The sequence below is a fragment of the Paenibacillus soyae genome, from assembly GCF_024623455.1.
GTDB lineage: Bacteria > Bacillota > Bacilli > Paenibacillales > Paenibacillaceae > Pristimantibacillus > Pristimantibacillus soyae.
In genome coordinates, this window is sequence record NZ_JANIPJ010000004.1 from 229,198 (window position 1) to 253,302 (window position 24,105).

Here is a 24,105-nt window from a genome sequence, read left to right on the forward strand (position 1 = left end):
GCTCCTTTCGATGCCCTGCGGCGCCGCCCGCATCAGGATACATCGCGTTTTCTGAAAGTAACGAAGCTAGCGATCAAGAATAAAAGAACGTAAGCCCCGATAACCGTTGCCGAAAAACCAAGCGTCATGCCGTGCGGCATCGAGCCGCCGCCATCGTAGACCGACAGGTCCACGTTAGGGAACAGCACGAATTTAATGAAGGAGTAGCGCGTCAGGAGCAAAGTGAACAGCCCTCCGACCATGACGCTGAACATCGCGATGCCGACGGTGGCTCCGCTGGACCGGGTCAAGACGCCGAGCATAAATGTTAACGATACGAAGGCGAACGTATAAATCGTCAAGTACAGCACGTTTTCGCCGATCTGCGGCCACATATCCCCGCCCCCGCCGAAGCCATACAATGCGAGTCCCGCTATCAAGCACATCAGCCAGGTTGCCGCTATAAGGAAGAAGGAAAAGAGAAGCGCGACGACGTATTTGGATGCCAATATTTTATTGCGGGACTGCGCCCGAATGAGAAGGAATTTGATCGTGCCCATCCGGAATTCCTGCGGTACGATGTTAGCAATTGCAATGATAACAACCATTGGCAAGATTTGTCCAGCAGCACTCATGGAGACAATGGATTCCACAAACCCCAGCGCGCTGTCGGTTCCGCTCATCCATCCGCGATAAGCCGCGTAGGCAATGATGCCGACAAATACGGCCATAACGGCCAAATAAACAAAAAACGATTTTTTCTTGTACAGCTTAATCCACTCATTCGTTATTAATGCGCCAAAGTTAAGCAATGCGGTTCCCCTCCGTCCATTTCAAAAACTCGTCTTCGAGCGATTGTTTGATTTCTTCCACGCGATACAAACGGATCCCCGCCGCGGCAAGCGCGGCCACTACGGCCGGAATGTCTTCATGTGCCAGGCCGAGCTGGACGCGAACCTCGGAGGTTTGAACCACTTCGGCATCCCGCGTTTCCGTCATTTGGCGCAGCAAGCCGGCCGCGTGCTCCGCGCGATCCACCTGCAGGGACAGCTGCACCGTCGACCGTTCCCGTTTCTCTTCCGTTCCTATCGAGCGGACCGTCACCAGCTTGCCTTCCTGGATGACGACGACGCGGCTGCACATCTGCTCCATCTCGGACAGCAAGTGACTGGATACGAGAATCGCGATTCCTTCCTTCTCCGCGATTTCCTTCATATATTCCCTCATCTCGCGAATGCCCGCCGGATCGAGACCGTTCGTCGGTTCGTCCAGAATCAGCACGGACGGGCGGTGCAGCAGCGCCTGCGCGATGCCGAGCCTCTGCCTCATGCCGAGGGAATACGTCTTCACCTTCTTCCCGAGCGCGTTCTGCAGGCCGACGAGCTTCGTCACCTCGTGAATTCTCGCTTCGGTGACGCCCTCGGACATTCTTTGGTATTGCTTCAGGTTATCCCAGCCCGTCATATACGGATAGAACTCCGGGTTTTCGATAATGCCGCCGACATGACGAATCGCTTGCTCGAACTCGCTCTTCACGCTGTAGCCGCCGATGCGCACATCCCCCTCCGTCATCCCGATAAGACCGACGATCATTCGGATCGTCGTCGTCTTGCCCGCGCCGTTCGGTCCGAGCAGACCGACGATCTCCCCCTTCGCGATTTGGAACGACAGCTTGTCGACCAGCGCCCTGCCTCCGATTCGTTTGGTTACGCCTTCGAGACGAAGCACAATATCCGCTTCCCGCGTATGATTTCCATTCGTACCTTGCATAAAATCTCTCCTCCGCTCATTATCCGTATTATTGTATTAGTGTCTTAGTGTTATATTTGAATAGTACACTAGAACAGAGAGGTTGTAAAGCCTATTTTCCCGAAGCCTGTCCCTCCGTCTAACCATTTGGTCAAAATGCAGAAATGGCGACGCGGGGACAAACTCCCTCGCATCGCCACTTTTCTTAGCCTTACCTGACCGATCAGGCTTTCGTTAAAATTTTCACTTCTTTTGGCCCTAATGTTACTTGAATCGATCCGCCGCTCACGGTTACCGCATCCGATCCCATCTGGTTTCTTAGCTGCGTTCCGTTCGCCAAGTTGTCCAGATTGCCGATCGCGCGCGTCTGATTGCTCCACGAGTTGTTGATCAGCACGATGACCTCGTCTCCTTCCTTGGAGCGTTGAAACGCGTAGAAGGCGCTGTCCGACCACTTCTCCTTCTGCGTGCCGTTCTGGAGCGCGGGATGGGCATTCCGGATGCCGTTCAGCTTGGCGATGTGGCGGTACAGCTCATGATTCGCGTTCGGCACGATATCCTCGCGGTTATACGGATCGTCTCCGCCCGTATAGCCAAGCTCCGTGCCTTGATACACAATCGGAATGCCGCGGGAGGTGAACAGGAAGCCAAGCGCCGCCTTCAGCTGCGGCCATTTGTCGCCGCGGTTGCCGGGATTGCCGGACGCGACGTTCAGGAACCGTTTGACGTCGTGATTGTCCAGGAACAGGCCGTTGTACCTTGTGTCGCGGTACTTCCCGTCCTCCGCGTAACGGTCGCGGATTTTCGTCATGGCGCCGTCATACGCGAACACGTCGGTCATCGTGTAGTACATCGGAAAATCGAGGACGGCGTCTAGCGAGCGGCTGTAGTCCCCTACGTAAGCCGCGTCTCCGCTGTACACTTCGCCGAGCGTGAACGTATTCGCGGCCGTATCGAATTCCTTCAGCGCCCATTTCGGCACGTGCTTCGCCGTATCGACGCGAAGGCCGTCAACCTCCGTTTCGGCAATCAACCATTGGATCCAGTCCTTCAGCTCGTTCATGACCGCCGGATTCTCGTGATTCAAGTCGTCCAGCCCCGCGACGTCGCCGTTCTCGATCTTCCATTGATTGTTGGAATTATAGTCTTGGCTGGTAATCTCTCCGTTGTGATGATACCAGTCGGACCGGTTGAAGGGCGCTTGCGCGTAGCCGCTGTTGTTGAAATCTCCGGTATGGTTCAAGACGACGTCCAGCATGACCGCGATCCCTTTGCCGTGGGCCGTATCAACCAGCTCCTTGAACTTCTCCATCGTGCCGAGATGGCCGTCAATCGCGTAGAAATCGTACGTATGGTAGCCGTGGTAGGAATAATCGCCGCGCTGCATTTGGACCGGCGTAATCCAGATCGCGTTAAAGCCCATGTTTTTGATATAGTCCAGGTTATTGATGATGCCTTGGAAATCGCCGCCGTGCCACTTCCTCATATCGTTCTTGTTCGAGTAGAAGCCGCCGTAATGATCATTGGAGGGATCGCCGTTCACGAACCGGTCGGTCATAATAAAATAAATGCTTTTGGTCGACCAGTCGGCAAGGTCGACGGAGGTCCCCCCGCCGTCAGGCTTGCCTTCCTCAATCGTGCCCGCTGCTCCGTTCGTCCCGGGCGTATACGTCCATGCCTTGCCCGCGCCGAACAAATAATTGCGCATGTTGTTGCTGTCCCAGGCGCCGCTGCCGTTATTAAACGCCGCCTCCAGATGGGCCGCCGAGCCGAGATTGACCGTGACGGCTGCGTAGCCGCTGACGTCGGAGTCAGCCATCGCCGTTCCCGGCGCCGTCGTCCATGTCCCTCCCGCCGGACGATAGTGCATATACGGCGTCGCGAAGCCTTTTTTGTAGTAGACCGTGACCGTCTGGTCCCCGCCGGCCGGCCCTCCCGGCTTACCCTCCGCGATCGTGCCCGCTCCTCCGTTCGTCCCCGGCGTGTACGTCCATGTCTTGTTCGCCCCGAACAAATAGTTGCTCATATTGTTGCTGTCCCACGTGCCGGCGCCGTTATTGAACGCCGCTTCCAGATGGGCCGCCGAGCCGATGTTGATCGTGACGGACGCGTAGCCGCCGACGTCCGAGTCCGCCATCGCCATTCCCGGCGCCGTCGTCCACGCCCCTCCCGCCGGACGGTAGTGAATGTACGGCGTCGCGAAGCCCTTTTTGTAATAAACCGTAACCGAATGATCGCCTGTCTGTTGATCCTGTGTCGAGTACTTGGTGACATAGTTCTTGAAGTTGCTCATTTCCCCGGTCGGCGAACCGTCCGCGTTCACAACGTTCTCCATGCGAAGCAGAGTAAACCCGGCGTAACCGTGCGAGGTGATTTTCTGTTCGATTTTGCCGAAGCCGCCGCTTCCTCCCGTTGGCAAAGCGTTTTCGCCGTTCAGGCGGACGCCCTTCGCATTGGCGATCGAGGACACTTGATCGACCAGCGTGGACGGCATGCTGTAATTCGGAGCGCCGCCCGCGTCATACATTTCGAGGCAGGTGAACGTCAGCTCGAGCTTGGCGTCCTTGAAGGTCTGAATCAGCCTATTGTAGTCATAGTAGCCCGCGGCATGCTCGGCGCTATGCGGCATGGACGGATTCGAATACTGCCAGTGAATGCCTGATATTTTGGCGCCGATCGGCACGTCGAATACCGGATCGAAGCTCTCGTGGGCCGCTTCCGCGATGGTGCTCAGATGATGCTCAAGCACGCTCTGGTACCAGCTCAGAAAATCCTTCCCGTAGGCGGAGCTGTAGCCGCCGCTCGTATAGAAGCCGTTGCCGTCGGAAGGCGGGCTGATCTGGCTTGCTTGGGTGAGCTGCGTCCCCCAAGCCGAGTTGATGCCGCCCAGCGATCCGTATTTGGCCGTCATGGCCGCGCGGAAAGCCTGCTTTGCGTGCTCCGAATACGCCTGAAACTTCCCGCGAGACGGATAGCTCCAGCCGGCTTTCGGATAGTAGGAAGGGAATCGGAGCTCGCCGGAAGGACCCGCGCTTAGATAGATTTTTGGAATAATGGATTTATATTCCGCGAACGCGGAGGCGAACGCCTGGTACAGCTCGGTGTATTGCTGATCGACGCCGCTCCATAACGGGGATACGGCCTCCGAATTGACGTAGCCGGATTCGTCCGTCACCTTCATCTCGTCCGCCGAGCCCTTGCTCCACACCCAAGAAGGTATGTCGACGTTGCACGCGTCGCCAACGCCGTCCCCGCATTTGTGCGTGGACAAGATCGGAATCCACTTCAGCCCGACCTCCTTCACGACGCTCGCATATTGCTTATAGTAGCTCCAGTCGAACTGGTTGTCGCCCGCCGCCTCGACGTGTCCCCACCAGACGTCTTGCGTAATCGCGTATACATTGTTGTTCTTCAAAGTCCTCAGCTGCTGCTTGAATGCGTTCCAATCGGTAACCTTCGTAAGCGGCCCCATGACCGCGGCCTTGAAATCGCCGGCCACGGCGGCCTCCGATCTTGGCGGGTTCACGCTAATCGCGACGGTGCAAAATAATATGAAGCATAACGTCATGGCTAAGCTTTTTTTCCAAAAGCCTTTCACTCTCACTTGGACAGCCTCCTTTGATTATTCATCGTAATTTTGTGATGTGAAACATTTTTGTGCAATCGTTTGCACATTTGGCAATGCTTTTTTGATTCTTCGACTAACCTCATCATGTCATCTCCTTAAGAAGCAGGCTGCAAGACCATCGTTCTTGTTATAGCTTCTCACCTCCATACAGCAATGGCGTAATTCAGAAAGCGCTTTCAGTGGTAAGTATATAAAAAGTCACCTCCGAGTTACACAGACAACATTGAACCGAAGAGTGGAAATTATTGATAGGTTTTTTATTTCATTTCTTGAGCATGCTGCAAAAAAAAGGCCACCCCCTCGGCACAAAAACGCCGAACGGAGCGACCTTTCGATTAAAACTTCTGCTGAAGCGTATATACCAGCTCTTCCGGCTTGTCCCACACGATAGGCCGGATCCATCCGCTCTGCTCCTGCAGACTGTTCGACTTGTCGGAATGGATCGTCCAAATGGTCGGAATGCCGGCGCTTGCCGCATATCCCGCCGAATAGTAGAGCACCGGGCCCGCGTCGGACAGATCGGCCACGATCAGCTTGCTCGATTTCAACTCTTCCAGCAGATCGGCATCCGGCTTCTTCATCGCGGACGGCAGCAGCAGCCGTGTCTGGTAGCCGCATTGCTCCAAGCCCGCAAGCAGCGAATAGGACAATTCCATGCCGATCTGCTCGTCGCCGGCCATCACGGTGCATAGCTTCCGCTTGCCGCCGCCCGCGATGGCGGCCGCCTCCGACCAGCCTTGCTCCGTCAGCCTCAGCACCGCTCCCTCCCGGATGATCCGGCCGCTTTCCCTTAGCTGCTCCATAATGAACACGAACTCCTGTAGGTTCGCGGCGTACGCAACATTGTAATGCCGGGACATCGGATGGAGACTCATCGGCTCCAGCGGAGCGTCCGACCTTCTGTACAAATAACGCAGCAGCCGTTTTTCCTTCTCCTCCTGCGTCATGGGGACGTCGGGAGAATCCGCAATGGCAAGAATCCGATCCAGCGTGAGAGCCGCGCGATCCCCTTCTTCGAACTGCTCCCGGATATAAGCCGATACTACCGGCAGCAGCGTCCGTTTTTTGGCGTACGGTAGAGCCTGAATCGCGGAATACGCGGACGAATCGAGCCGGTAGAAAGCGCCTGGCGCGCACATGCAGTCGCTGTAAGTATCGAAGCCGTCGTCGTCCGTTTCAAGCGCGGCCAGCTCGTTGCAGAACAAGCAATGTTTTTTCTTCAACGTTGATCACCTCTTGCTTATAACATTCGGCGGCTGGCTTCGATATGGGGGCGGCGTACGGCTGACAATTCATGTCAATCAGAACGAATGACTCTTATTTCTCCTTCTTTGCTTCGCAATCGCGAAGCCTGTCTTCGTACTGGCCGAGCAGTTTATACAGGTTGCGAGCGCTTGCCTCAAGGCCTCCCTGCCGATTGCGCGCCAGCCATAGGCGGTTGAACGTCTCTATGATGTCCGCAAGGTCGGCTTGAAGATGCGCAAGCCATGCCCGTTCCGCCTCCGCATCCGGGAGCTCCAGCCCGAAAATATAGCGGTGAAGGCCGGCGCCGTGCGCGACGAGCCGAAGCGCGTTGCGAAGCTCCTCCTTGATCAGCTCGGCGTCGGGCAGATCCAGCCGCAAACCGCTCAGCTCTTCTTCTCGCGAGCGCAGCCAATCCTGCATTTCCTCGTAGCGGTAATCGAGCGCGAACGGTATGCCGCGACCGCCGATCTCGACGAGCAGCTGGACCAGCATCTGCGTCTCGGATTCCAGCTTCTCGCGCGAGGACAAGCCGCGGTTCAGCAAGTAGCTTGTATAGGTCATATTTTCCAGCGTGCTGTTCTCCAGATGATAATAGCGTCCAAGCTCGAGCGTCAGCTTCCCGGCGGCTCCGCTGCCGTCCCGAAGCATGCATTCGGTTACATACTGCTCCATCGCCGCATGGTCCAAGGCGCCTTTCGCCGTATGCCAGCTTGCGGCTGCGGCGAGCGCGTAAGCGGGATAGCTGGCGACAGGCGGCTGCCAGTGGCCGGAGTCGCCCCAATCCGTTACGATAAGACCTCCTGCCCCATGCGCTTTGCCATGACGGGCGGCGTCCGCGATATTGGCAAGCATATTGTCCGTTCTTCCCGTTATGGCCGACCAGGTGCTGGTACCGGGGCAGACGAAGAACGGTACGCCGCTCTCCGACAACAGCTTGCAATGCGCTTCGAAGGACGTATGGTCGTCATAATTCCAGTCGAGCACGGTTACATCGGGAGGCAGGAGCGGAATGATTTCCTTGTGCTTGGTCACGATGTCGCCCCACATCAGAATGCGCTTCCCGTGGCTTCTCGCGATGTCGAACACCTTGGAGGCATACTCCATGTACAGCCGAGGGACGCCGATCTCGTCCGCGCGCTGCTTGCTTTGTCCCCTACCGAGACCGAAAGGTTCATCCATGTTGACGTTCACGTACCCGGATGCGAAATGGGGCAGCAGCTCATCGAACATTTTGCCGACCAGCTCCAGCGACCTGGGATCCGTCGGATTCAACGTCGTGGGCGGCAGCTTGACCGGCAGAGGCGTCGCCTGCCCGCCCGGATGCTCCGCCAGATCGGCAAAGGCCGGCTTGGCCAGCCAAGGTCCCATGTGGCCGAGACAGTTCTGGCTCGGCACCAGATCGACGAACCGCTCATTCGCGTAGGCGTCCAGCAGCCGGAACTCCCCTGCGGTTATCGGCGTCGCTTCCGGGAACGAATCCCGGAACTCGTTGTAATCGAAGTCAAAGCCCTCCATATAAAGCTGCAAATGATTGAACTTCAGCGCGGACATCCGGTCGACGAGCGCGTACAGCGTCTCCAGCTTCGGAATTTTGCCCCTCCCGATATCCAGCATGATGCCGCGCACGGGAAAGTCCGGCTCGTCTTCGATGCGGAAATGCGGCCAGCGCCGGCCATGCCGGACAAGCAGCTGCTCCAGCGTGACGGCGGCATAATGAAGTCCTTCCGCTTCCCCGAAGAACAGCGTAACCTCGCCGCCGTCCCATTCCGCCATATAGCCTTGCGGGTGCAGCCCCTCGCGGCGGACGACGTTCACGGCCGTCTTATCCGACGAGCCGCCGCCTCCGATACGCGCGGCTGCCGCGTTTAACCGCTCTTGCAGCCGCAGCTCGAAAGCGATTCGCTCCGATTGTTCGTCCTGGGCATGAATCACAAAGGAGGATCCGATCGCCGAGCTTCCTTCCGCCCATTCCAGCTTCTTAGGCGGCGGGTAGAGGTTTAACGTTTCGCTCATTAGGCCTCCTCCTTCCCGGTCGCTCCGTTCAGCTGCGCAATGACCTGGGCCAGCCTTTCTTCCGTGAAGCTTCCTCCGCTGAACGAGATCAAGCCGCGCAGCGGCATATGCTCGAGGAACGCGTTAAACATGTCGCGATGCTCCTCGCCGATAGCCGAGCCGAACGGCAGCGACTCGACAAGGCGTTTGACGAAAGCCGCCCCCGCTTCCGTTTGCTTCAGCTCCGAGATGGTCGAATTGCGATGGAAAACCGTTTGTCTCACGAAGGTTGAGCGAACGTTCACCGTCTCCTCGAGCGCAATATCCCGGGACGAGCGGCCGATCAGAATGTGGAACTCGCCCGACTCGACGACCCAGTCCGCCGCTTCCGCGTCGTAATAAGCGAAGCTCCTTTTGTCCAATCGGAACGTAACCGTCGTCTCTTCGCCCGGAGCCAGCTCCACTTTGTCGAAGCCCTTCAGCTCCTTGTCCGGCCGGATGACTGCGCTTTGCGGGTCGCGCACGTACAACTGAACGACTTCCTGGCCGGCGCGGCTGCCCGTGTTGCGCACTTTTACCGATACGAGCAGCGTTTCCGTATCGTCGAGCTCCCGCTTATCGACGGTAAGGTCCGAGTAGCCAAAGGACGTGTAGCTTAGACCGTGACCGAACGGAAACAGAGGCTCGATTTCCTTCTTGTCGTAATAGCGGTAGCCGACGAACAATCCTTCCCTGTACTCCACGTTGTCCCCTTCGCCCGGGAAAAATAAAAACGAAGGATTGTCGCTCAGCTTCGCGGGGAACGTCTCGGCCAGCTTGCCGGACGGGTTCGCGTCGCCGAACAGCAGATCCGCTATCGCTCCGCCGAGCGCCTGCCCGCCGAGATACGCCTCGAGTACCGCTTTGGCGCTGCCAAGCCACGGCATCTCGATCGGCGCGCCGTTGCTGAGCACGACGACGAGGTTCGGCTGCACGGACGCAACCGCGTTGATCAGCGCGACTTGGTTCTCCGGCATGCGCAGATGCTTGCGGTCGAAGCCTTCCGATTCGTATCGGCTCGGCAAGCCCGCGAACAGAACGGCTACGCTGGACGACGAGGCCAGCGCCAGCGCTTCCCGCACCAGCTCGGCGTCGATTTCGTCGCCTCCCAGCGCGTAGCCCTGCGCATACGCCACTTCCGCGCCCGCACCGGCCGACTTCTTCAGCTCTTCGCTAATATCCTCCAGCCGCGTCGGCTTAATCTGGGAGCTTCCGCTCCCCTGATAGCGAGGCTCCTTGGCGAGAGCGCCGATTACGGCAATCTTGCCGGCTCTCGCGAGCGGAAGAATGCCGTCTTCGTTTTTGAGCAGAACCATGCTTTCCCTGGCTACTTCGCGAGCAAGAGCGTGATGCTCTTCCGGGTCGACAACGACATCCGGCTTGCGACCGTCCACCGAGCGGAAAATAACCGCAAGCAGCCGTTCGACGGCGGCGTCCAGCTTCTCCTCCGGCAGCGCGCCGCTCCTCACGGCTTCCGCGATCGCGCGGTCGCCTTCGCCTCGGCTGGACGGCATCTCCAGCTCGAGTCCCGCGGCGAGCCCTTTCACCCTCTCGTTGACGGCGCCCCAGTCGGACACGACAACGCCTTCATGGCCCCACTCTTCCTTCAGCACCTGCGTCAGCAGCCATTCGTTCTCGGAGGCGTATTCCCCGTTCACCTTGTTGTACGAGCACATGACCGTCCAAGGCTGCGCCTTCTTGACCGCGCCTTCGAAGCTGGCCAAATAAATTTCGCGAAGCGTCCGCTCGTCCAAGATGGAATCGGAGGTCATCCGCCGATGCTCCTGATTGTTGGCCGCGAAGTGCTTCAGCGACGTGCCGACGCCTTGGCTCTGAACGCCCATAATATGATGCGCCGCCATCTCCGAGGACAAATACGGATCTTCGGAAAAATATTCGAAGTTCCGTCCGCACAAAGGAGACCTCTTAATGTTCGCTCCCGGTCCGAGCAGCACCGCGACGTTCTCCGCCTGGCACTCCCGTCCTAGCGCCTGCCCCATCCTTTCGATCAGCTCGCGGTTCCACGAGCTGGCAACGCCTGCCGCCGACGGGAAGCAGGTGGCCGGCACGCTGTTGAACAGCCCCAGATGATCCGCCGAAGACGCCTGCTTCCGGAGACCGTGCGGTCCGTCCGTCACCATGACGGACGGGATGCCGAGCCGCTCCACTCCCTTCAAGTGCCAAGTGTCGAGGCCGGAGCACAATCCCGCCTTCTCCTCCAGCGTCATCGCCGCGACGAGCGCCTTTAAATCCCTCTTCTGTTCCATATCAGATTCCTCCTTCTCCCATCCGCGTCTAATCGCGGTCCTTCCACTCGAACTCGGCCGAAACCGTTTCTTTGCTGCTCGTTCCGACATATACGACGAACTTGCCCGCTTCCGCAGCGTAACCGCCGGCGGGCGACCAGAAGGCCAAGTCGGATCGGCGGATCTCGAACGTGATTTCCTTGCTCTCGCCCGGTTCCAGCCACAGCTTCCGGTAACCCTTCAGCTCCTTCACCGGACGAACGATGCTGCCGTGACGGTCTTGAATATAAAGCTGAGCCGTCTCTTCTCCTGCCAGCGGGGCGCTATTCGACACCGTGACGGTGACCGTCAGCTTATCGTCGCCAGCGAACATCTCGCGATCGAGCCGTAAATCCTTGTACTCGAACCGCGAGTAGCTGAGGCCGTGACCGAACGGATAAAGCGGCTCGTTAGGACCGTCCAGATATTTCGAAATAAACTTGCTTCCCGCGTTCGCATCCGTCACCGGACGGCCGGTGCGGAAATGGTTGTAATACACCGGAATCTGGCCTTGATGCGCCGGGAAGCTCATCGTCAGCTTGCCGGACGGATTGTAATCGCCGGTCAAAATATCCGCGATCGCATGCCCGGCTTGCGAGCCGAGGAACCAGGTTTCCAGAATGGCATCGACTCGTTCATGGAACCAGCCCAGCACAAGCGGCCTGCCGTTCGTCAGCACGAGCACGACCGGCTTGCCGACCGCGACCACCGCTTCCGCCAGCCGCTGCTGCGCCTCCGGCAGATCGATGCTGAGCCTCGACGCCGCTTCGCCGGACATGTCGCTGCTCTCCCCGAGCGCCAGCACGACGACGTCCGCTTTCGAAGCCGCGGCAACCGCCGCTTCGATTCCGCCGTCCAGCGGCTCCGTGACGCCGCAGCCCGCCGCGTACAGCAGGCGCTCCTCCGCAATGCCGTTGTCGCGCAAGCCTTCGTACAGCGTCACCGTCTCGTAGCCGTACCGCGAGAACTGCCACGGACCAAGCAGGTCCCGGCTGTCCGCGAACGGACCGATGAGCGCGATGCGGCTATCTCCGTTCGCGGCAAGAGGCAGCGCGCCGTCGTTCTTGAGCAGCACGGCCGACTTGCGCGCAAGCTCCAGGCTTGCCTGCAGATGCTCCGCGCAGAAATGATAGTCGAGCTCCTTCTCCGGACGAATATAGCGGAACGGATCGTCCATCAGCCCCAGCCGGAACTTCAGGCGCAGAATGCGTCTTACGGCGTCGTCGATAACCGATTCGGCGAGACTTCCCTCCCGTACCAACTGCGGCAAATACTCGTAAGACCGCGTAGCCATCTCGATGTCCATCGTCGCTTGCGCCGCAAGGCGCGCCGCTTCCCGCTCGGTTTCCGCCAAGCCGTGCTCGACGATCTCCTGGACGGAGCCATAGTCGGAGATAAGCACGCCGTCAAAGCCCAGCTCCTCGCGCAATACCCCCTCGAGCAGCTTCTCGCTCGCCGCGACCGGTACGCCCTCATAGATGTTGAAAGCGTTCATGACCGAGCCGGCGCCCGCTTCGATCCCCGCCTGGAACGGCGGCAAGTAGACGTTGCGCAAGGTCGCCTCCGATAGATCGACCGTATTGTAATCCCGCCCGCCCTCGGCGGCTCCGTAGCCGATGAAATGCTTTAAGCAAGCGACGATCGTCTCCGGATCGAACAAGGTGTCGCCTTGGAACCCTTCTACTTGGGCCTTCGCGATCAGCGAACCCAGATAAGGGTCCTCCCCGGCGCCTTCCACGACCCGTCCCCATCTTGGATCGCGGCCGACGTCGATCATCGGACCGTGGTTGTACACCGTGCCCGACGCGCTGGCCTCCCTGGCCGCGATCGCGCAAGCTTCCTTGATCGCGTTCATATCCCAGCTGCAGGACCAAGCGAGCGGCACGGGGAAAATCGTCTGCGCGCCATGGATAATGTCGGCGTTGAAGAGCAGCGGGATGCGGTGAGGAGACTGCTCCACCGCGATCTTCTGAAGCTCGAACACGCGGCTGACATCGAACGCCCCGAGCACCGAGCCGGCTCTCCCTTCCGCGATAAGCTTCTCGGGCGGATCCGTCGCCACCGCGTTGCCGAACGAGAAGTTCGAAGCCGGCACCTGGAACATTTGGCCGACCTTCTCCTCCAGGCTGAGCCGTCCGAGCAGCTCCTCCACCGCCGCTTCGATATCTTCCGCCGAGCGCTCGGTTACGCCTTCCTTCCGGTAAGACCGGACTTCTTCGATGAAGCCGGCCGCCGCCTTCGGGCCGGTTCCCCTCGCGCCTTGCAACGGCAGCGCGCCTATCCCTGGCAGGACCAGCTCGCCGCTGAAGCTTTCCTCTTCGAACGAGAAGTCGATAACAATGTCTTGACCCGGCATCCAGAACGCGCCCGCGGTCGCGTGCAGCCGGCTCCCGTCGATCTCCAGCTTCTTCACGTGGATCGGAATCGCCAACGGCTCCGAAGCCACGTCCAGCGTATACCCCGCTTTCTTCGATACTCGAAAAATAAACTTCAGCTTCATGGACGGAGTCTCCGCCATCGCATGCCACAATCCGATCATAGAAACCATCCTTCCCCGCTTCGCGCGATTACCCTTTTACGGCCCCGATTGTGAGTCCCTTGACAAAATATTTCTGGAAAAACGGATACGCGATCAGAATCGGCACGATGCCGACAACCGCGATCGCCATCCGGAACGTCTCGCTCGGAAGCTGCGCGGCGACGCTGCCCGCTCCCATGCTGGCGCTGCTCGTCAGAAACTCAATGTCGCTCATGATTTTGTTGAGCACGTTCTGCAGATTAAACAGCCGCGCTTCCGTGATGAACACGAGCCCGTTGTTCCAGTCGTTCCAATACGCCAGCGCCTGGAACAGTCCAATCGTCGCTAGAATCGGCAGCGACAGCTGCAGCACGATTTTGTAATAAATCGTGAATTCGCCCGCCCCGTCGATGCTCGCGGACTCCAGTACGGGCACCGGAATGCTGTTCATGAAGAACGCGCGCATAAGCAGCACGTTGAAGCCGTTCATCAGCAGCCAAGGAATGACCTGGGCCAGGAACGTATTTTGAATATCGAACATTTGGGTGTAGATCATGTACGTCGGCACCAAGCCGCCGTTGAACAGCAGCGTGAAGAAGACGATGAACGCGATGACCATGCCGCCGGGCAGGTCCTTGCGCGACAACGGATACGCCAGCATCGACGTCATAAGAAGACTGGCCGTCGTGCCGATCACCGTCGTCAGAATCGTAATCCCGTAAGCGTGAATGACCGTCTTCGAATTCGCGAACAAATAGTCGTATGCCGCGAAGCTGAGCTTGGAAGGAACAAACGTGTACCCTTCCTTCACGATTGTGTCGGCGTCCGTCACGGACGACGTGAACAGCAGCACGAACGGAAGCAGGCACGCAAGAGAGAGCAGAGCCATTATTACATGTGAAGCCGTCCGCCAGCCTATATATTGTCGTGTCATGTTCGTCCCCCCTAGAACAAAGCGTTATCTTTATCGAATCTGCGCACGATATAATTGGACACCAGCACCAGCACGAACCCGACTAACGACTGATAGAAGCCGGCCGCCGCCGACATGCCGATGTCTCCGATCTGCAGCAAGCCCCGGAAGACGTAGGTGTCGATGACGTTCGTCGTTTCGTACAGCGCTCCGGAGTTCATCGGCACTTGGTAGAATAAGCCGAAGTCGGAATAGAAGATGCGGCCGATGCCCAGCAGCGCGAGCATCGTAATGATCGGCGTAATCATCGGCAGCGTGATTTTGCGGATTTGCATCCATTTAGTCGCGCCGTCCAGCTCCGCCGCTTCGTAATATTCGCGGTCGATGCCGATGATGGCCGCCAGGAACACGATGCAGGAATAGCCCGCGCCTTTCCAAATATGGACGATCGTCAAAATATAAGGCCAATATTTCGATTCCAGATACCACGAGATCGGATCCAGCCCAAACATCGGAAGGATCGTCTTGTTCATAAAGCCCGATTGCGGGCTTAGCAGCGCGTATACCAAATAGCTGACGAGGATCATCGAGATTAGATAAGGCAGCAGGATGACGCTTTGGTAGAAGCCTCTGGCCATCTTGCTTCTAATTTCGTTCAGCAGAATCGCGATCGCGATCGCGATGGTCAGCCCTAGAACGATAAATACCGCGTTATACAGCAGCGTGTTGCGGGTTATGATATAAGCGTCGGTCGTTCGAAACAAATATTCGAAATTGCTGATGCCGACCCAGTCGCTGCCCCATATTCCTTGGGCGTAATTGACGTTCTTGAAGGCGATTGAAAGCCCGAACATCGGCAAATAGTTGTTAATCAGCAAATAAAGCAATCCTGGAATCATCATGAGATACAGGGGCAAAAACCGGCGAAGATGGATACGCTTGCGCCTGGTTGTCTTGATCTCCATCGTCTCTCTCCTCCCGATGTGAATAATAAACCCGGCCAACTCTCATTGGCCGGGCCTCCTTTCTCTTTAAGCCGTTTCCATTATTGAACCGAGTTCGCCTTCGCCCACTCGTCCAGCTGCTTCTGCTTCTCGGCGATGATCTTATCCATGCCGGCCGCTTTCAGCTTCTCGATGAATTCCGGAAGCATCTTCTCGGGATCGACGCTGCCCGTCTCAAGCGGCAGGCGATATTGGGTCACGACGTTCGTTACCGACGCGACCTCCGTCTTCACCGGCGAGGCGTCGAATACGAAGCCTAGCGCTTTGGAAGGCTTCGAGACGCGGTTGAACTCCTCGGTTTTTGCCCAAATTTCAGGATCATCCGTATTCAATACATACGAGAGGAATTGGTTGCCGAACATCCAGCCGAGCATGTTATAGCCGACCGTTGATGCGTCCTTGCCTTCCGGATAAGCGATAACATGGTCCGCCGCGCCTTCGGCCTTCACATAGTGCTTGCCTTCGATGCCCCAGTCGAACAGGTTCACGATCGCCGGATCCGAATACAGCAGATTCAGGAATTTCATCGCTTTTTCTTGCTGCTTGGAATGTACCGGAATACCCCACATCGCGCCTGTTACGGTGCTTGTCGTAGCGACTGGAGCAATCAGCTCGGCTGTTACCATCTCCGTGCTGGACGCCTTCGATTCCTGAGCCGCGAAGCCCGGCTTCTGCATCGCCAGATAAGCGAACGCTTTGCCCGATTTGATCAGCTCGAAGGTTTGCGTTTTATTCGTTGCAGCGTCAGCTAGCGTGTAGCCATCCAGATACCACTGGCGTACACGGTCAAGGAACGCTTTGTACTCCGGCATTTCGTACAGGTTGACGACCTTCAGGCCGTTGTCGTAGTTCGGGAGCACGCCCATGTTGTCGCCGAGCGGATCGTAGAACACGTGATTCTCGCGGTACGTTTGACCAGCTCCGCCCGGAACGAGGGGAACGATGTTAGGCTCGTTGTCCTTGATCGTCTTCAGCACCTTCTCCACGTCGTCCAACGTCTTAATGGACGCGACGTCGATGCCGTGCTTATCGACAAGGTCTTTGCGCATCGTAATACCGAAGCTTGCGGCCAGGTCGCGAACCGTAGGCACGCTGTAGATCTGACCTTTGATCTTGGTCGAACTCAAGTACTTCTCCTCGAACGCGGATTTGATGCCTTCGCCGTGCTGATTCAGCAGGTCGTCCAGCGCGACGAGCTGGCCTTTGGCCACCATGCCGCTGTACATGCCGCCTGCGACGTACGTCAGATCAAGCGTCTCTCCGCCGCTGAAGATCAGATTCATCCGCTGCGCCCACTCGCCGGCGCTGATCGGCAGAAACTTTACGTGCGTCTTGATTTTCTCTTCCGATATTTTGTTAATCTCGTCTTCGACCAGCTGAAGCTCCTGCTGGGAAGCCGTGATCATCGGGAAGGCAACCGTAATTTCTTCGATTTTCTCTTCCGCCTGCGGGCTTCCCGCGTTGCCTGCGTTTCCTTTGTTTTCGGCATTTCCGCCGCCTTCGTTGCCTTTGCTGCACGCTGACAAGAGCAGCGCTCCGCACAACATCAAGACGGTCATCATACGCATCGCTTTTGACATGTTGTTTTCCCCCGCTTTTGTATAGGATGGCTGTTGCTTGCTCTTATTGTACGGCTCAGCGGGTCCGCCTCTCTGCCCTGCACACGACCTCCTATTGTCACTTTCCCGACCAGCTTAACTGTTTCTCGACTGGTGAAGGCTTCTATATTCCACGGGACCGCATTCATAATGCTTCTTGAACATGCGGGAGAAATGCGAGAAGTTGGCGTAGCCGACTTTGCCGGCGATCGCGCCGACCGGCAGGTCCGTCCCCGCAAGCAGCTCCGCCGCGATGCCGAGCCGCTGCCGAAGGATGTAGTCGGACACCGACAATCCGGTTTCCTTCTTGAAGATGCGGGTAAGATAATCGGGATTCAGGAAGACGTGGCCGGCGATATCCTCCCTCGATACATCGTCGGCGAGATGCTCGCGGATATAAGCCTTAGCCCGGTCTACGAGGCTTTGCGACTGGTCGATCGTGGACAGGAACTGGACGGACTTGCCGACGACATGCCGAATCCATTTCGAAGCGTCGGTAGCCGATCGGGTCGCGGAATGATGAAGCTCCATCGACTCTTCGTCGCCGAACAGCCGGTGCGCTTGAATGCCTTTCACCTGCAGGGCATAATAGACCATCTGGTTGAAATCCTGAATAAACCGGTTCAGCAGCTCCGCGCTCAGACGGCTTAAGCTCACTTGCTGCTTCAAGTAATCCTCCGCCGCGTCGAGAAGCTTATGCTCGGCGCCCTCGAGCAGCAGGACGGACCAAACGCTCATATCCGGCGGCAGCTGGAGCGGCGCCGGCGTTTGCGGATCATGCAGCGAATATACGCCTTCGTCGTGGGACACATTGTCAATGTCCAGCTTGCGCAGCTTGTGGAACATCGACGCCATCTGATGGCCTGGCGCGGAATCTCCGATATAACAGATGACTCCCGCATAGAAATACGCGCGGCAGGCTTCCACGAAGCCGCCGCATGCGGCCCTCAGCTTGGACGTCTCCGCCAGCTCGGCTTCCCCGTTCAACAATAGGAGCATATAACCTTCGCCCAGCATGATTGCGATCCCGTGCTCGAGATCCCCAAGCAGCAGCTCTTCGGCTGATTTGCGTATGGCGTATTCCATAATCTTTTCGTCCTGAATCGTCATCTCCTTGTGCCATCTGCGTACATGAATCAACACCGCCACAAAGGTCATCTCGCTTGAATAGGGGATATTGCGTTCTTCCGCGGCTTTCGTGACGGCAGCGGCCGCGCCCGGAATCGTCTGGCGAAGGATGTCCAGCCAGAACTTCTCGATTAGCATCGGCTGATGCTGTACCCAATACTTTCCATAGCGGCTGAATTCGTTCAGCTGCGTCTCCTGATCCAGCTTGCGGATCGCGCGTTTGATAGCCTCCTCCAAATCCGGATACGGAATCGGCTTGAGCAAATAATCGAGACTTCCCAGATGGATCGCTTGCTTGGCGTAACCGAAATCGGCATGGCAGGTCAAGAAGATCGTCTCCGTCGCCGGATAATGCTCCCTCACCCATTCCAGCAGCTCGAGTCCCGTGCCCTGCGGCATCTCGATATCGCACAGCATGATGTCGATCCGCTCCGCGCGGAACATGTCTTTGGCTTGCTCGGGACCATACGCCTCGAACAATCTCGAGATGCCGATTTCCTGCCAGTTCACCCCCGACTTAATTCCTTCGACGGCAATGAACTCGTCATCCACGATCAACAACTGCCGCATTCCCATCATCCTCTCCTCTTGCGTATGAACGCATCGGTATGCCGATCTCGACCGCGGCTCCGCGCGGCTCTCTGTTATAGCATTCCATCCATGCCCGTTCCCCGTATTGCAGCCGCAGCCGCTCTCGCGCGTTCCAGAGACCGATATGCTCCGCCTTCTCGTCGGAGGGCCGTCTTCCCAACCGGATGCTCTCCAGCGCTTCGTCGGAGAAGCCGGGGCCGGAATCCCGCACCGAAATGACGACAACCGGCTCTTCGGCATGCTCCTCCAATGCCGCGTCGATCGTCACGTTGACCGAGTCGCTTGATCGAAGCGCGTGCTTGATCACATTTTCGGCGAAGGTCTGCAGCAGCAGCGGCGGAATCTGCGTATCCCCGAGATAATCCGGCACATGGTAATCGCAGGTCAGCCGTTTCGGGAACCGGAGCTGCTGGATGCGCAGGAAGTTGCGCGTATGCTTCAGCTCCTCGCTAAGCAGGACGAGAGGCCGGTTGCTCTGCAGCATGTAACGGAAATAATGAACGAGGCACAACGTTAACTCCTGAATGAACCCATACTGCTTCACTTGCGCCAGGTTATAGAGAATGTTGAGCGAATTCATAAAAAAATGCGGATTGATCTGCAGCTGCAAATGCTTCAGCTCCGCTCTCTGCTTGCTGAGCTGCTCCTCGTACACGTTGATTTTCAGCTCTTCGATTTGGGAAATCATCTGATTGAACGTCTGGTTCACCAGCTGGAACTCGTCCGGAACGGTCGAAACCTCCAGCTTCGCATGCAGATTGCCTTCCCCGAGCCGCCGCATCGCCTTTGTCATCTTCTGGAGCGGAAGCAGCAGCACCTTGCGCAGGAACCATAGACTAAGCGGGAGCATAATGAGAGCGATCGCCACGACAATCCATGCCGCCCTGGACAAATAAGGGAGGTTCTCGAGGATGAGCTTATCCGGTACAACGGCCGCCAGACTGAATTCGCCTTTGCTCGACGGCTCGCCTACGACGAGATAATTTTTGTCCTCGCCGGACAAATAATAACGGTCGAAGCCTTGCGTGAAGTCGATCTTCTCCTCCGCCAGCGGCCGGGTGCTGTAAAGCGGTTCGCCGGCTTCGCCTACGATAAGATTCGCACCCGTCTCGCCGGTCTGCATGACCTGAAGCGGCTTCAGCATCGATTCCGCCTTCACCCAAGCGCCGATGTAGATTCCGCTTTCCCCGAAAATCCGCAGAAGAACAGACTCTCCGTTCATCCGGTGCGCGGTCCACCCGGCGCTCAGATAGACAGGCTGCTCCGTGATAAGCTCCACCTGCTCCTTCAGCAAGCCGCGCGTCCGCACGAGCTCGTCGTAGCTCATCGGATAACGAGCCGCCTCGACGATATCCTTGCGCGGCAAAGAATAAACGAAAAAACCGTCAATATAAGGATAAACGATCAGATCGGAGGCAATTCGGCGCGATATGGCGCTTTTCGCCATGACGTAATCATCCTCGGTCGCCGCTTCCCCGAGCGCGAGCATATTGTACTCCGACATCAGAAGTCCCATCATATGGCGCTCGGCCTCGGACAGCTGGTCGTCGATTTGCTTCATGTAGACGGAGACGAGGTTTTTGTTCGACACCGCCACTTGGTTATGAATGACGTTGACGCTGTAGGCGTTGTTATATAACAACAAAATAATAAGCGGCAGAGTAATGCCCAAAAGGCCAAGCACGAGCTTGACCCGGATCGTCCTCCAAGGGATTTCGCGTAGCCTTCTTCTCATGCGTGCACACCCTTTGCGATTATAGGAGTTAGGAGTTGGAAGTTTCCCCCTTCATCCTACCCCTTAGGCTCATTATGATCCACCCCGGAGACGACTATTCCATAGCGTTATAACGACTTTCCGCTTGCTTTGTCTTTTCTCCGCGAATAAAGAAATAGCGGATAATGTCGCATAATTATAGAGTTATTCGTCGCCAAATTACACTTAATTTGCGGCGATAGTTATGTTACATTAACGGTGATGTCACAATATTAGAGTTATGCACCACTATTATGAAACGACATGGAGAGGCGATGCTCATGATGAAGATCGGCATGATCAGTTATTGGCACGTGCATGCATGGGATTACACGAGGCAAGCGCAGGAGAATCCCGGGACGCAAGTAACCGCCGTGTGGGACGAGATCCCATCCCGCGGCCGAGAGGCGGCGGAGAAGCTCGGCGTCCCCTATTTCTCGGATCTCGACGAAATGCTGTCCGGCGATCTCGTGGACGCGGTAATCGTGAACGCGCCTACGAACCGGCACGAGGAAGTGATGGTGAAAGCCGCGAAAGCGGGCAAGCATATTTTCACCGAGAAGGTAATCGCCCCTACGCTTCAAGAAGTCAACCGCATCCTGGCGGCCGTCGAGTCCGCAGGCGTCAAGCTGACGGTATCGCTGCCGCGATTGAACGACGGCTACACGCTTGCGATTCAAGAGCTACTGGAGCAAGGCGCGCTTGGCGGCATCACGCAAGTACGCGTCAGGCTGTCGCATAACGGCGCGATTGCACAGTGGCTTCCCGAGCATTTCTACGATGCGGAGTCCTGCGGCGGCGGCGCGATGATCGACCTCGGCTGCCATCCGATGTACCTGACAAGGCTGTTCCTGGGAAGTCTCCCAACCCGCGTCGCTTCTACCTACGGGTTCGTGACGGGCAAGGAAGTCGAGGATAATGCCGTCGCCCTGCTGACAGGGGCGGAAGGCGCCATCGGAATCGTGGAAGCCGGCTTCGTTAATCCGCATTCTCCGTTCGCGATCGAGGTTCACGGAACAAAAGGCACATTAATGTACGGAACCCCGGAAGCGAAGCTTCTTTTTCGAAGGAATGAAGAGGAAGGCTGGCGCGCGGTGGATTTACCGGGGAATCAGGAGAGCGCTTTCGAGCAATGGGTCGGCCATGTCCGTAACGGAACGAACGCCGACGTGAACATTCAGCTCGCCAAGGAGCTAACTATGCTGATGGAAGCCTCCAACCGGTCGTTCCGCGAAGGAAAATCGATTGCGCTCGACGAATTGGAAGCGTAAGCGCGGACAAGAAAGGGGTTTTCTCCATGACCTCCGTATGGGAATACGAGGAGATGCGGGAACGGCCGGACGCCTTGGAGCGATTGGATTTGCGAATCCGCTGGGGACCCTATGAGATCCAAGTGCTTCGGTTTCACTTAACGCAATTTCCTCCCGGCCATATGATCGCCTTTCACAAGCATGCGGAATTCGAGTTTCATTATATACCGAAGGGCAAAGGCAAGGTCATTCTCGTCGATCAGGAGTTCCCGCTGGGGGCCGGTCAGCTGTATTTGACGGGACCTGGCGTCCTGCATTATCAGGAAGCCGATCGGCACGAAGCGATGGATGAGCTGTGTCTGCATCTTGACATCATAGAACGCGGCGAGGAGCAGACGGCGGATGACTGGGAACATGCGGAGGCCGTCGCCTGCGTGAAGAAGCTGATCGAGCTGCCGCTCGTTCCCGCGCAGGATTTGCATGAAGCCATGCCTTGTTTTCTGGAAGCCTACCGCGCTTGCTCCGCCGGCTATTCCGGCAGCTACACGACGATCAAGCAAATCGTGATCCAAATCTTGCTTCGGACGGTCAGAGCCTACGACGCCGCGGGCAGCAGCGAACAGCTCCCGACCAAAGACATGAAGAGCTACCGCTACGAGCTGGCGCTCGAATTTCTGAGAGCGAATTACGCGGAGACCGTCACGCTGGAGGATGTCGCGGAACGTCTATGGATAAGCCCGCGCCAGCTGCAGAGACTGTTCAAGGAGCAGAGCCAAGGCCATTCCTTTACCCGAATATTGGAAGATACGCGGCTGGCTGCCGTATGCAGGGAGCTGACGGACACCGACTTGTCCATTGAGCAGATCGCCCTTCGCACCGGCTTCGCAACCGGCAACTATCTGCACGCCGTCTTCCGCAAGCGGTACGGCATGACGCCGTCCGATTATCGCAAATCGAACCTATTAGGAGGAATAACCCATGTCCAAAACGTATAAAATCGCCATTATCGGCTGCGGCGGCATCGCGAACGGCAAGCATATGCCTTCCTTAAAAAAATTGAGCAACGTCGAAATGGCGGCCTTCTGCGACATCATTGAAGAAAAAGCCGTCAAAGCGGCCGAGCAATACGGCGGCGAAGGCGCCAAGGTTTATACCGACTACCGAGAAGCGCTGAACGACCCGTCTATCGACATCGTCCATGTGTGCACGCCGAACGATTCCCATGCGGAAATCGCGATCGCGGCGCTCGAAGCCGGCAAACACGTCATGTGCGAGAAGCCGATGGCCAAGACAGCGGCGGAAGCGCAGCAGATGGTGGATGCCGTGAAGCGCACGGGCAAGAAGCTGACGATCGGCTACAATAACCGTTTCCGTTCGGACAGCCAGCATTTGAAGCAGATTTGCGAATCCGGCGAGCTCGGCGATATCTATATGGCTAAGGCTCATGCAATCCGCCGGCGCGCCGTGCCGACTTGGGGCGTATTCCTGGACGAAGAGAAGCAAGGCGGCGGCCCGCTCATCGATATCGGCACGCATGCGCTTGATCTTACGCTGTGGATGATGAACAATTATAAGCCGAAGGTCGTGCTCGGCACCTCTTACCACAAGCTGTCCCAGCGCGAGAATGCCGCGAATGCATGGGGACCTTGGGATCCTGCTAAATTTACCGTTGAGGATTCGGCATTCGGCATGATCGTCATGGAAGACGGCGCGACCATTATTCTCGAATCCAGCTGGGCGCTGAACACCCTCGAGGTCGACGAAGCGAAATGCACGCTGTGCGGCACCGAAGGCGGCGCGGACATGAAGGGCGGATTGCGCATTAATGGCGAGCAGCACAGCCGCCTGTTTACGAAGGAAGTCGAGCTTAGCTCCGGCGGAGTAGCCTTCTACGACGGCGCTTCCGACAACGCTCCGGATCTGGAGATGAGAATGTGGATCCAAGCCATCGAAGAGGATAAGGACCCGGTCGTAACGCCGGAGCAAGCTTTCGTCGTGTCTCAAATTCTAGAGGCGATCTACGAGTCGTCGAAAACGGGCAAAGCGGTTTATTTGTAAGGAAAAGCGCGCGTTTTGCCGATTTAAAAAAGCCTTTGAACCCGCATATGTGCGGATTCAAAGGCTTTTTTGCTAAATTTCACAACGGTTGAAAGAGTCTTCTCCAGCGCTGGATTCCACTATCCCCTCTGGTCAGGGTCTCCCAGATGCGCATGCGCCCCTCCGAGATCGTTTTGTTTCACTATCCCCTCAGGTCAGGGTCAACTAATGTGCAAACACACCCTTCGTTGACGTTTTGTTTCACTATCACCTCTGGTCAGGGCCACCTAATGTGCAAATACACCCTTCATTGACGCTTAGTTTCACTATCCCCTCTGGTCAGGGTCTCCTTAATGCGCATACGTGCACTCGTTGTCCTTTTGTTTCACTATCCCC

Annotated in this window: 15 protein-coding genes; 3 read left to right on the forward strand and 12 right to left on the reverse strand. The window is 57.2% G+C overall.

Going from position 1 to position 24,105, the window contains the following annotated elements; translation table 11 throughout:
* Nucleotides 1-32 precede the first annotated feature (32 nt).
* From NQZ67_RS07965 to NQZ67_RS08020, 12 genes are all read right to left on the reverse strand, one after another.
* Nucleotides 33-791, reverse strand: a complete 759-nt coding sequence (locus NQZ67_RS07965) for a DUF2705 family protein (protein ID WP_257444410.1) — start codon at nucleotides 789-791, stop codon at nucleotides 33-35.
* Complete coding sequence (locus NQZ67_RS07970; protein ID WP_257444411.1) at nucleotides 784-1,749, reverse strand: ABC transporter ATP-binding protein; 966 nt, start codon at nucleotides 1,747-1,749, stop codon at nucleotides 784-786. The genes NQZ67_RS07965 and NQZ67_RS07970 overlap by 8 nt, the downstream gene beginning before the upstream one ends.
* Before the next feature lie 202 nt (nucleotides 1,750-1,951).
* Complete coding sequence (locus NQZ67_RS07975; protein WP_257444579.1) at nucleotides 1,952-5,296, reverse strand: family 14 glycosylhydrolase; 3,345 nt, start codon at nucleotides 5,294-5,296, stop codon at nucleotides 1,952-1,954.
* A gap of 395 nt (nucleotides 5,297-5,691) precedes the next feature.
* Entirely contained in the window at nucleotides 5,692-6,579 is an 888-nt protein-coding gene (locus NQZ67_RS07980; protein ID WP_257444412.1) for a hypothetical protein, read from the reverse strand.
* Nucleotides 6,580-6,673: 94 nt separating this feature from the next.
* The gene (locus NQZ67_RS07985; protein ID WP_257444413.1) at nucleotides 6,674-8,614 is read right to left on the reverse strand and encodes a beta-N-acetylhexosaminidase; all 1,941 of its coding nucleotides are present in this window, start codon (nucleotides 8,612-8,614) and stop codon (nucleotides 6,674-6,676) included.
* Complete coding sequence (locus NQZ67_RS07990; RefSeq protein WP_257444415.1) at nucleotides 8,614-10,899, reverse strand: beta-glucosidase family protein; 2,286 nt, start codon at nucleotides 10,897-10,899, stop codon at nucleotides 8,614-8,616. The genes NQZ67_RS07985 and NQZ67_RS07990 overlap by 1 nt, the downstream gene beginning before the upstream one ends.
* 28 nt (nucleotides 10,900-10,927) lie before the next feature.
* Nucleotides 10,928-13,456 (reverse strand): glycoside hydrolase family 3 N-terminal domain-containing protein, encoded by a 2,529-nt coding sequence (locus NQZ67_RS07995; protein ID WP_257444416.1) that lies wholly within the window; start codon nucleotides 13,454-13,456, stop codon nucleotides 10,928-10,930.
* 28 nt (nucleotides 13,457-13,484) lie between these two features.
* Entirely contained in the window at nucleotides 13,485-14,369 is an 885-nt protein-coding gene (locus NQZ67_RS08000) for a carbohydrate ABC transporter permease (RefSeq protein WP_257444417.1), read from the reverse strand.
* Nucleotides 14,370-14,380: 11 nt separating this feature from the next.
* Complete coding sequence (locus NQZ67_RS08005) at nucleotides 14,381-15,313, reverse strand: ABC transporter permease (RefSeq protein WP_257444418.1); 933 nt, start codon at nucleotides 15,311-15,313, stop codon at nucleotides 14,381-14,383.
* Nucleotides 15,314-15,393: 80 nt separating this feature from the next.
* Nucleotides 15,394-16,932 (reverse strand): ABC transporter substrate-binding protein, encoded by a 1,539-nt coding sequence (locus NQZ67_RS08010; protein ID WP_257444419.1) that lies wholly within the window; start codon nucleotides 16,930-16,932, stop codon nucleotides 15,394-15,396.
* A gap of 114 nt (nucleotides 16,933-17,046) precedes the next feature.
* Nucleotides 17,047-18,648: a helix-turn-helix domain-containing protein gene (locus NQZ67_RS08015; RefSeq protein ID WP_257444421.1), complete on the reverse strand. Its 1,602-nt coding sequence runs from the start codon at nucleotides 18,646-18,648 to the stop codon at nucleotides 17,047-17,049.
* Nucleotides 18,623-20,404: a sensor histidine kinase gene (locus NQZ67_RS08020; protein WP_257444423.1), complete on the reverse strand. Its 1,782-nt coding sequence runs from the start codon at nucleotides 20,402-20,404 to the stop codon at nucleotides 18,623-18,625. The genes NQZ67_RS08015 and NQZ67_RS08020 overlap by 26 nt, the downstream gene beginning before the upstream one ends.
* A gap of 299 nt (nucleotides 20,405-20,703) precedes the next feature.
* Here NQZ67_RS08020 and NQZ67_RS08025 point away from each other — a divergent pair, with 299 nt between their 5' ends.
* The 3 genes from NQZ67_RS08025 to NQZ67_RS08035 are packed head-to-tail and all read left to right on the forward strand — an operon-like array spanning nucleotide 20,704 to nucleotide 23,730.
* Nucleotides 20,704-21,693, forward strand: coding sequence for a Gfo/Idh/MocA family protein (locus tag NQZ67_RS08025; RefSeq protein WP_257444425.1), 990 nt, complete (start codon nucleotides 20,704-20,706; stop codon nucleotides 21,691-21,693).
* A 26-nt stretch (nucleotides 21,694-21,719) separates the two neighbouring features.
* The gene (locus tag NQZ67_RS08030) at nucleotides 21,720-22,667 is read left to right on the forward strand and encodes a helix-turn-helix domain-containing protein (RefSeq protein WP_257444427.1); all 948 of its coding nucleotides are present in this window, start codon (nucleotides 21,720-21,722) and stop codon (nucleotides 22,665-22,667) included.
* Nucleotides 22,651-23,730 carry a Gfo/Idh/MocA family protein gene (locus NQZ67_RS08035; protein ID WP_257444428.1) on the forward strand — a complete coding sequence of 360 codons (1,080 nt, stop codon included), beginning with the start codon at nucleotides 22,651-22,653 and terminating at the stop codon, nucleotides 23,728-23,730. The genes NQZ67_RS08030 and NQZ67_RS08035 overlap by 17 nt, the downstream gene beginning before the upstream one ends.
* Nucleotides 23,731-24,105 lie beyond the last annotated feature (375 nt).

What these genes read in the sequence shown, in the direction of transcription:
- NQZ67_RS08005 (WP_257444418.1), bottom strand. Translation starts at nt 15,313, where the DNA reads ATGGAGATCAAGACAACCAGGCGCAAGCGTATCCATCTTCGCCGGTTT.
- NQZ67_RS07970 (WP_257444411.1), bottom strand. Translation starts at nt 1,749, where the DNA reads ATGCAAGGTACGAATGGAAATCATACGCGGGAAGCGGATATTGTGCTT.
- NQZ67_RS07975 (WP_257444579.1), bottom strand. Translation starts at nt 5,296, where the DNA reads ATGACGTTATGCTTCATATTATTTTGCACCGTCGCGATTAGCGTGAAC.
- NQZ67_RS07985 (WP_257444413.1), bottom strand. Translation starts at nt 8,614, where the DNA reads ATGAGCGAAACGTTAAACCTCTACCCGCCGCCTAAGAAGCTGGAATGG.
- NQZ67_RS08025 (WP_257444425.1), top strand. Translation starts at nt 20,704, where the DNA reads ATGATGAAGATCGGCATGATCAGTTATTGGCACGTGCATGCATGGGAT.
- NQZ67_RS08030 (WP_257444427.1), top strand. Translation starts at nt 21,720, where the DNA reads ATGACCTCCGTATGGGAATACGAGGAGATGCGGGAACGGCCGGACGCC.
- NQZ67_RS08020 (WP_257444423.1), bottom strand. Translation starts at nt 20,404, where the DNA reads ATGAGAAGAAGGCTACGCGAAATCCCTTGGAGGACGATCCGGGTCAAG.
- NQZ67_RS08010 (WP_257444419.1), bottom strand. Translation starts at nt 16,932, where the DNA reads ATGTCAAAAGCGATGCGTATGATGACCGTCTTGATGTTGTGCGGAGCG.
- NQZ67_RS08015 (WP_257444421.1), bottom strand. Translation starts at nt 18,648, where the DNA reads ATGCGGCAGTTGTTGATCGTGGATGACGAGTTCATTGCCGTCGAAGGA.
- NQZ67_RS07995 (WP_257444416.1), bottom strand. Translation starts at nt 13,456, where the DNA reads ATGATCGGATTGTGGCATGCGATGGCGGAGACTCCGTCCATGAAGCTG.
- NQZ67_RS08000 (WP_257444417.1), bottom strand. Translation starts at nt 14,369, where the DNA reads ATGACACGACAATATATAGGCTGGCGGACGGCTTCACATGTAATAATG.
- NQZ67_RS08035 (WP_257444428.1), top strand. Translation starts at nt 22,651, where the DNA reads ATGTCCAAAACGTATAAAATCGCCATTATCGGCTGCGGCGGCATCGCG.
- NQZ67_RS07990 (WP_257444415.1), bottom strand. Translation starts at nt 10,899, where the DNA reads ATGGAACAGAAGAGGGATTTAAAGGCGCTCGTCGCGGCGATGACGCTG.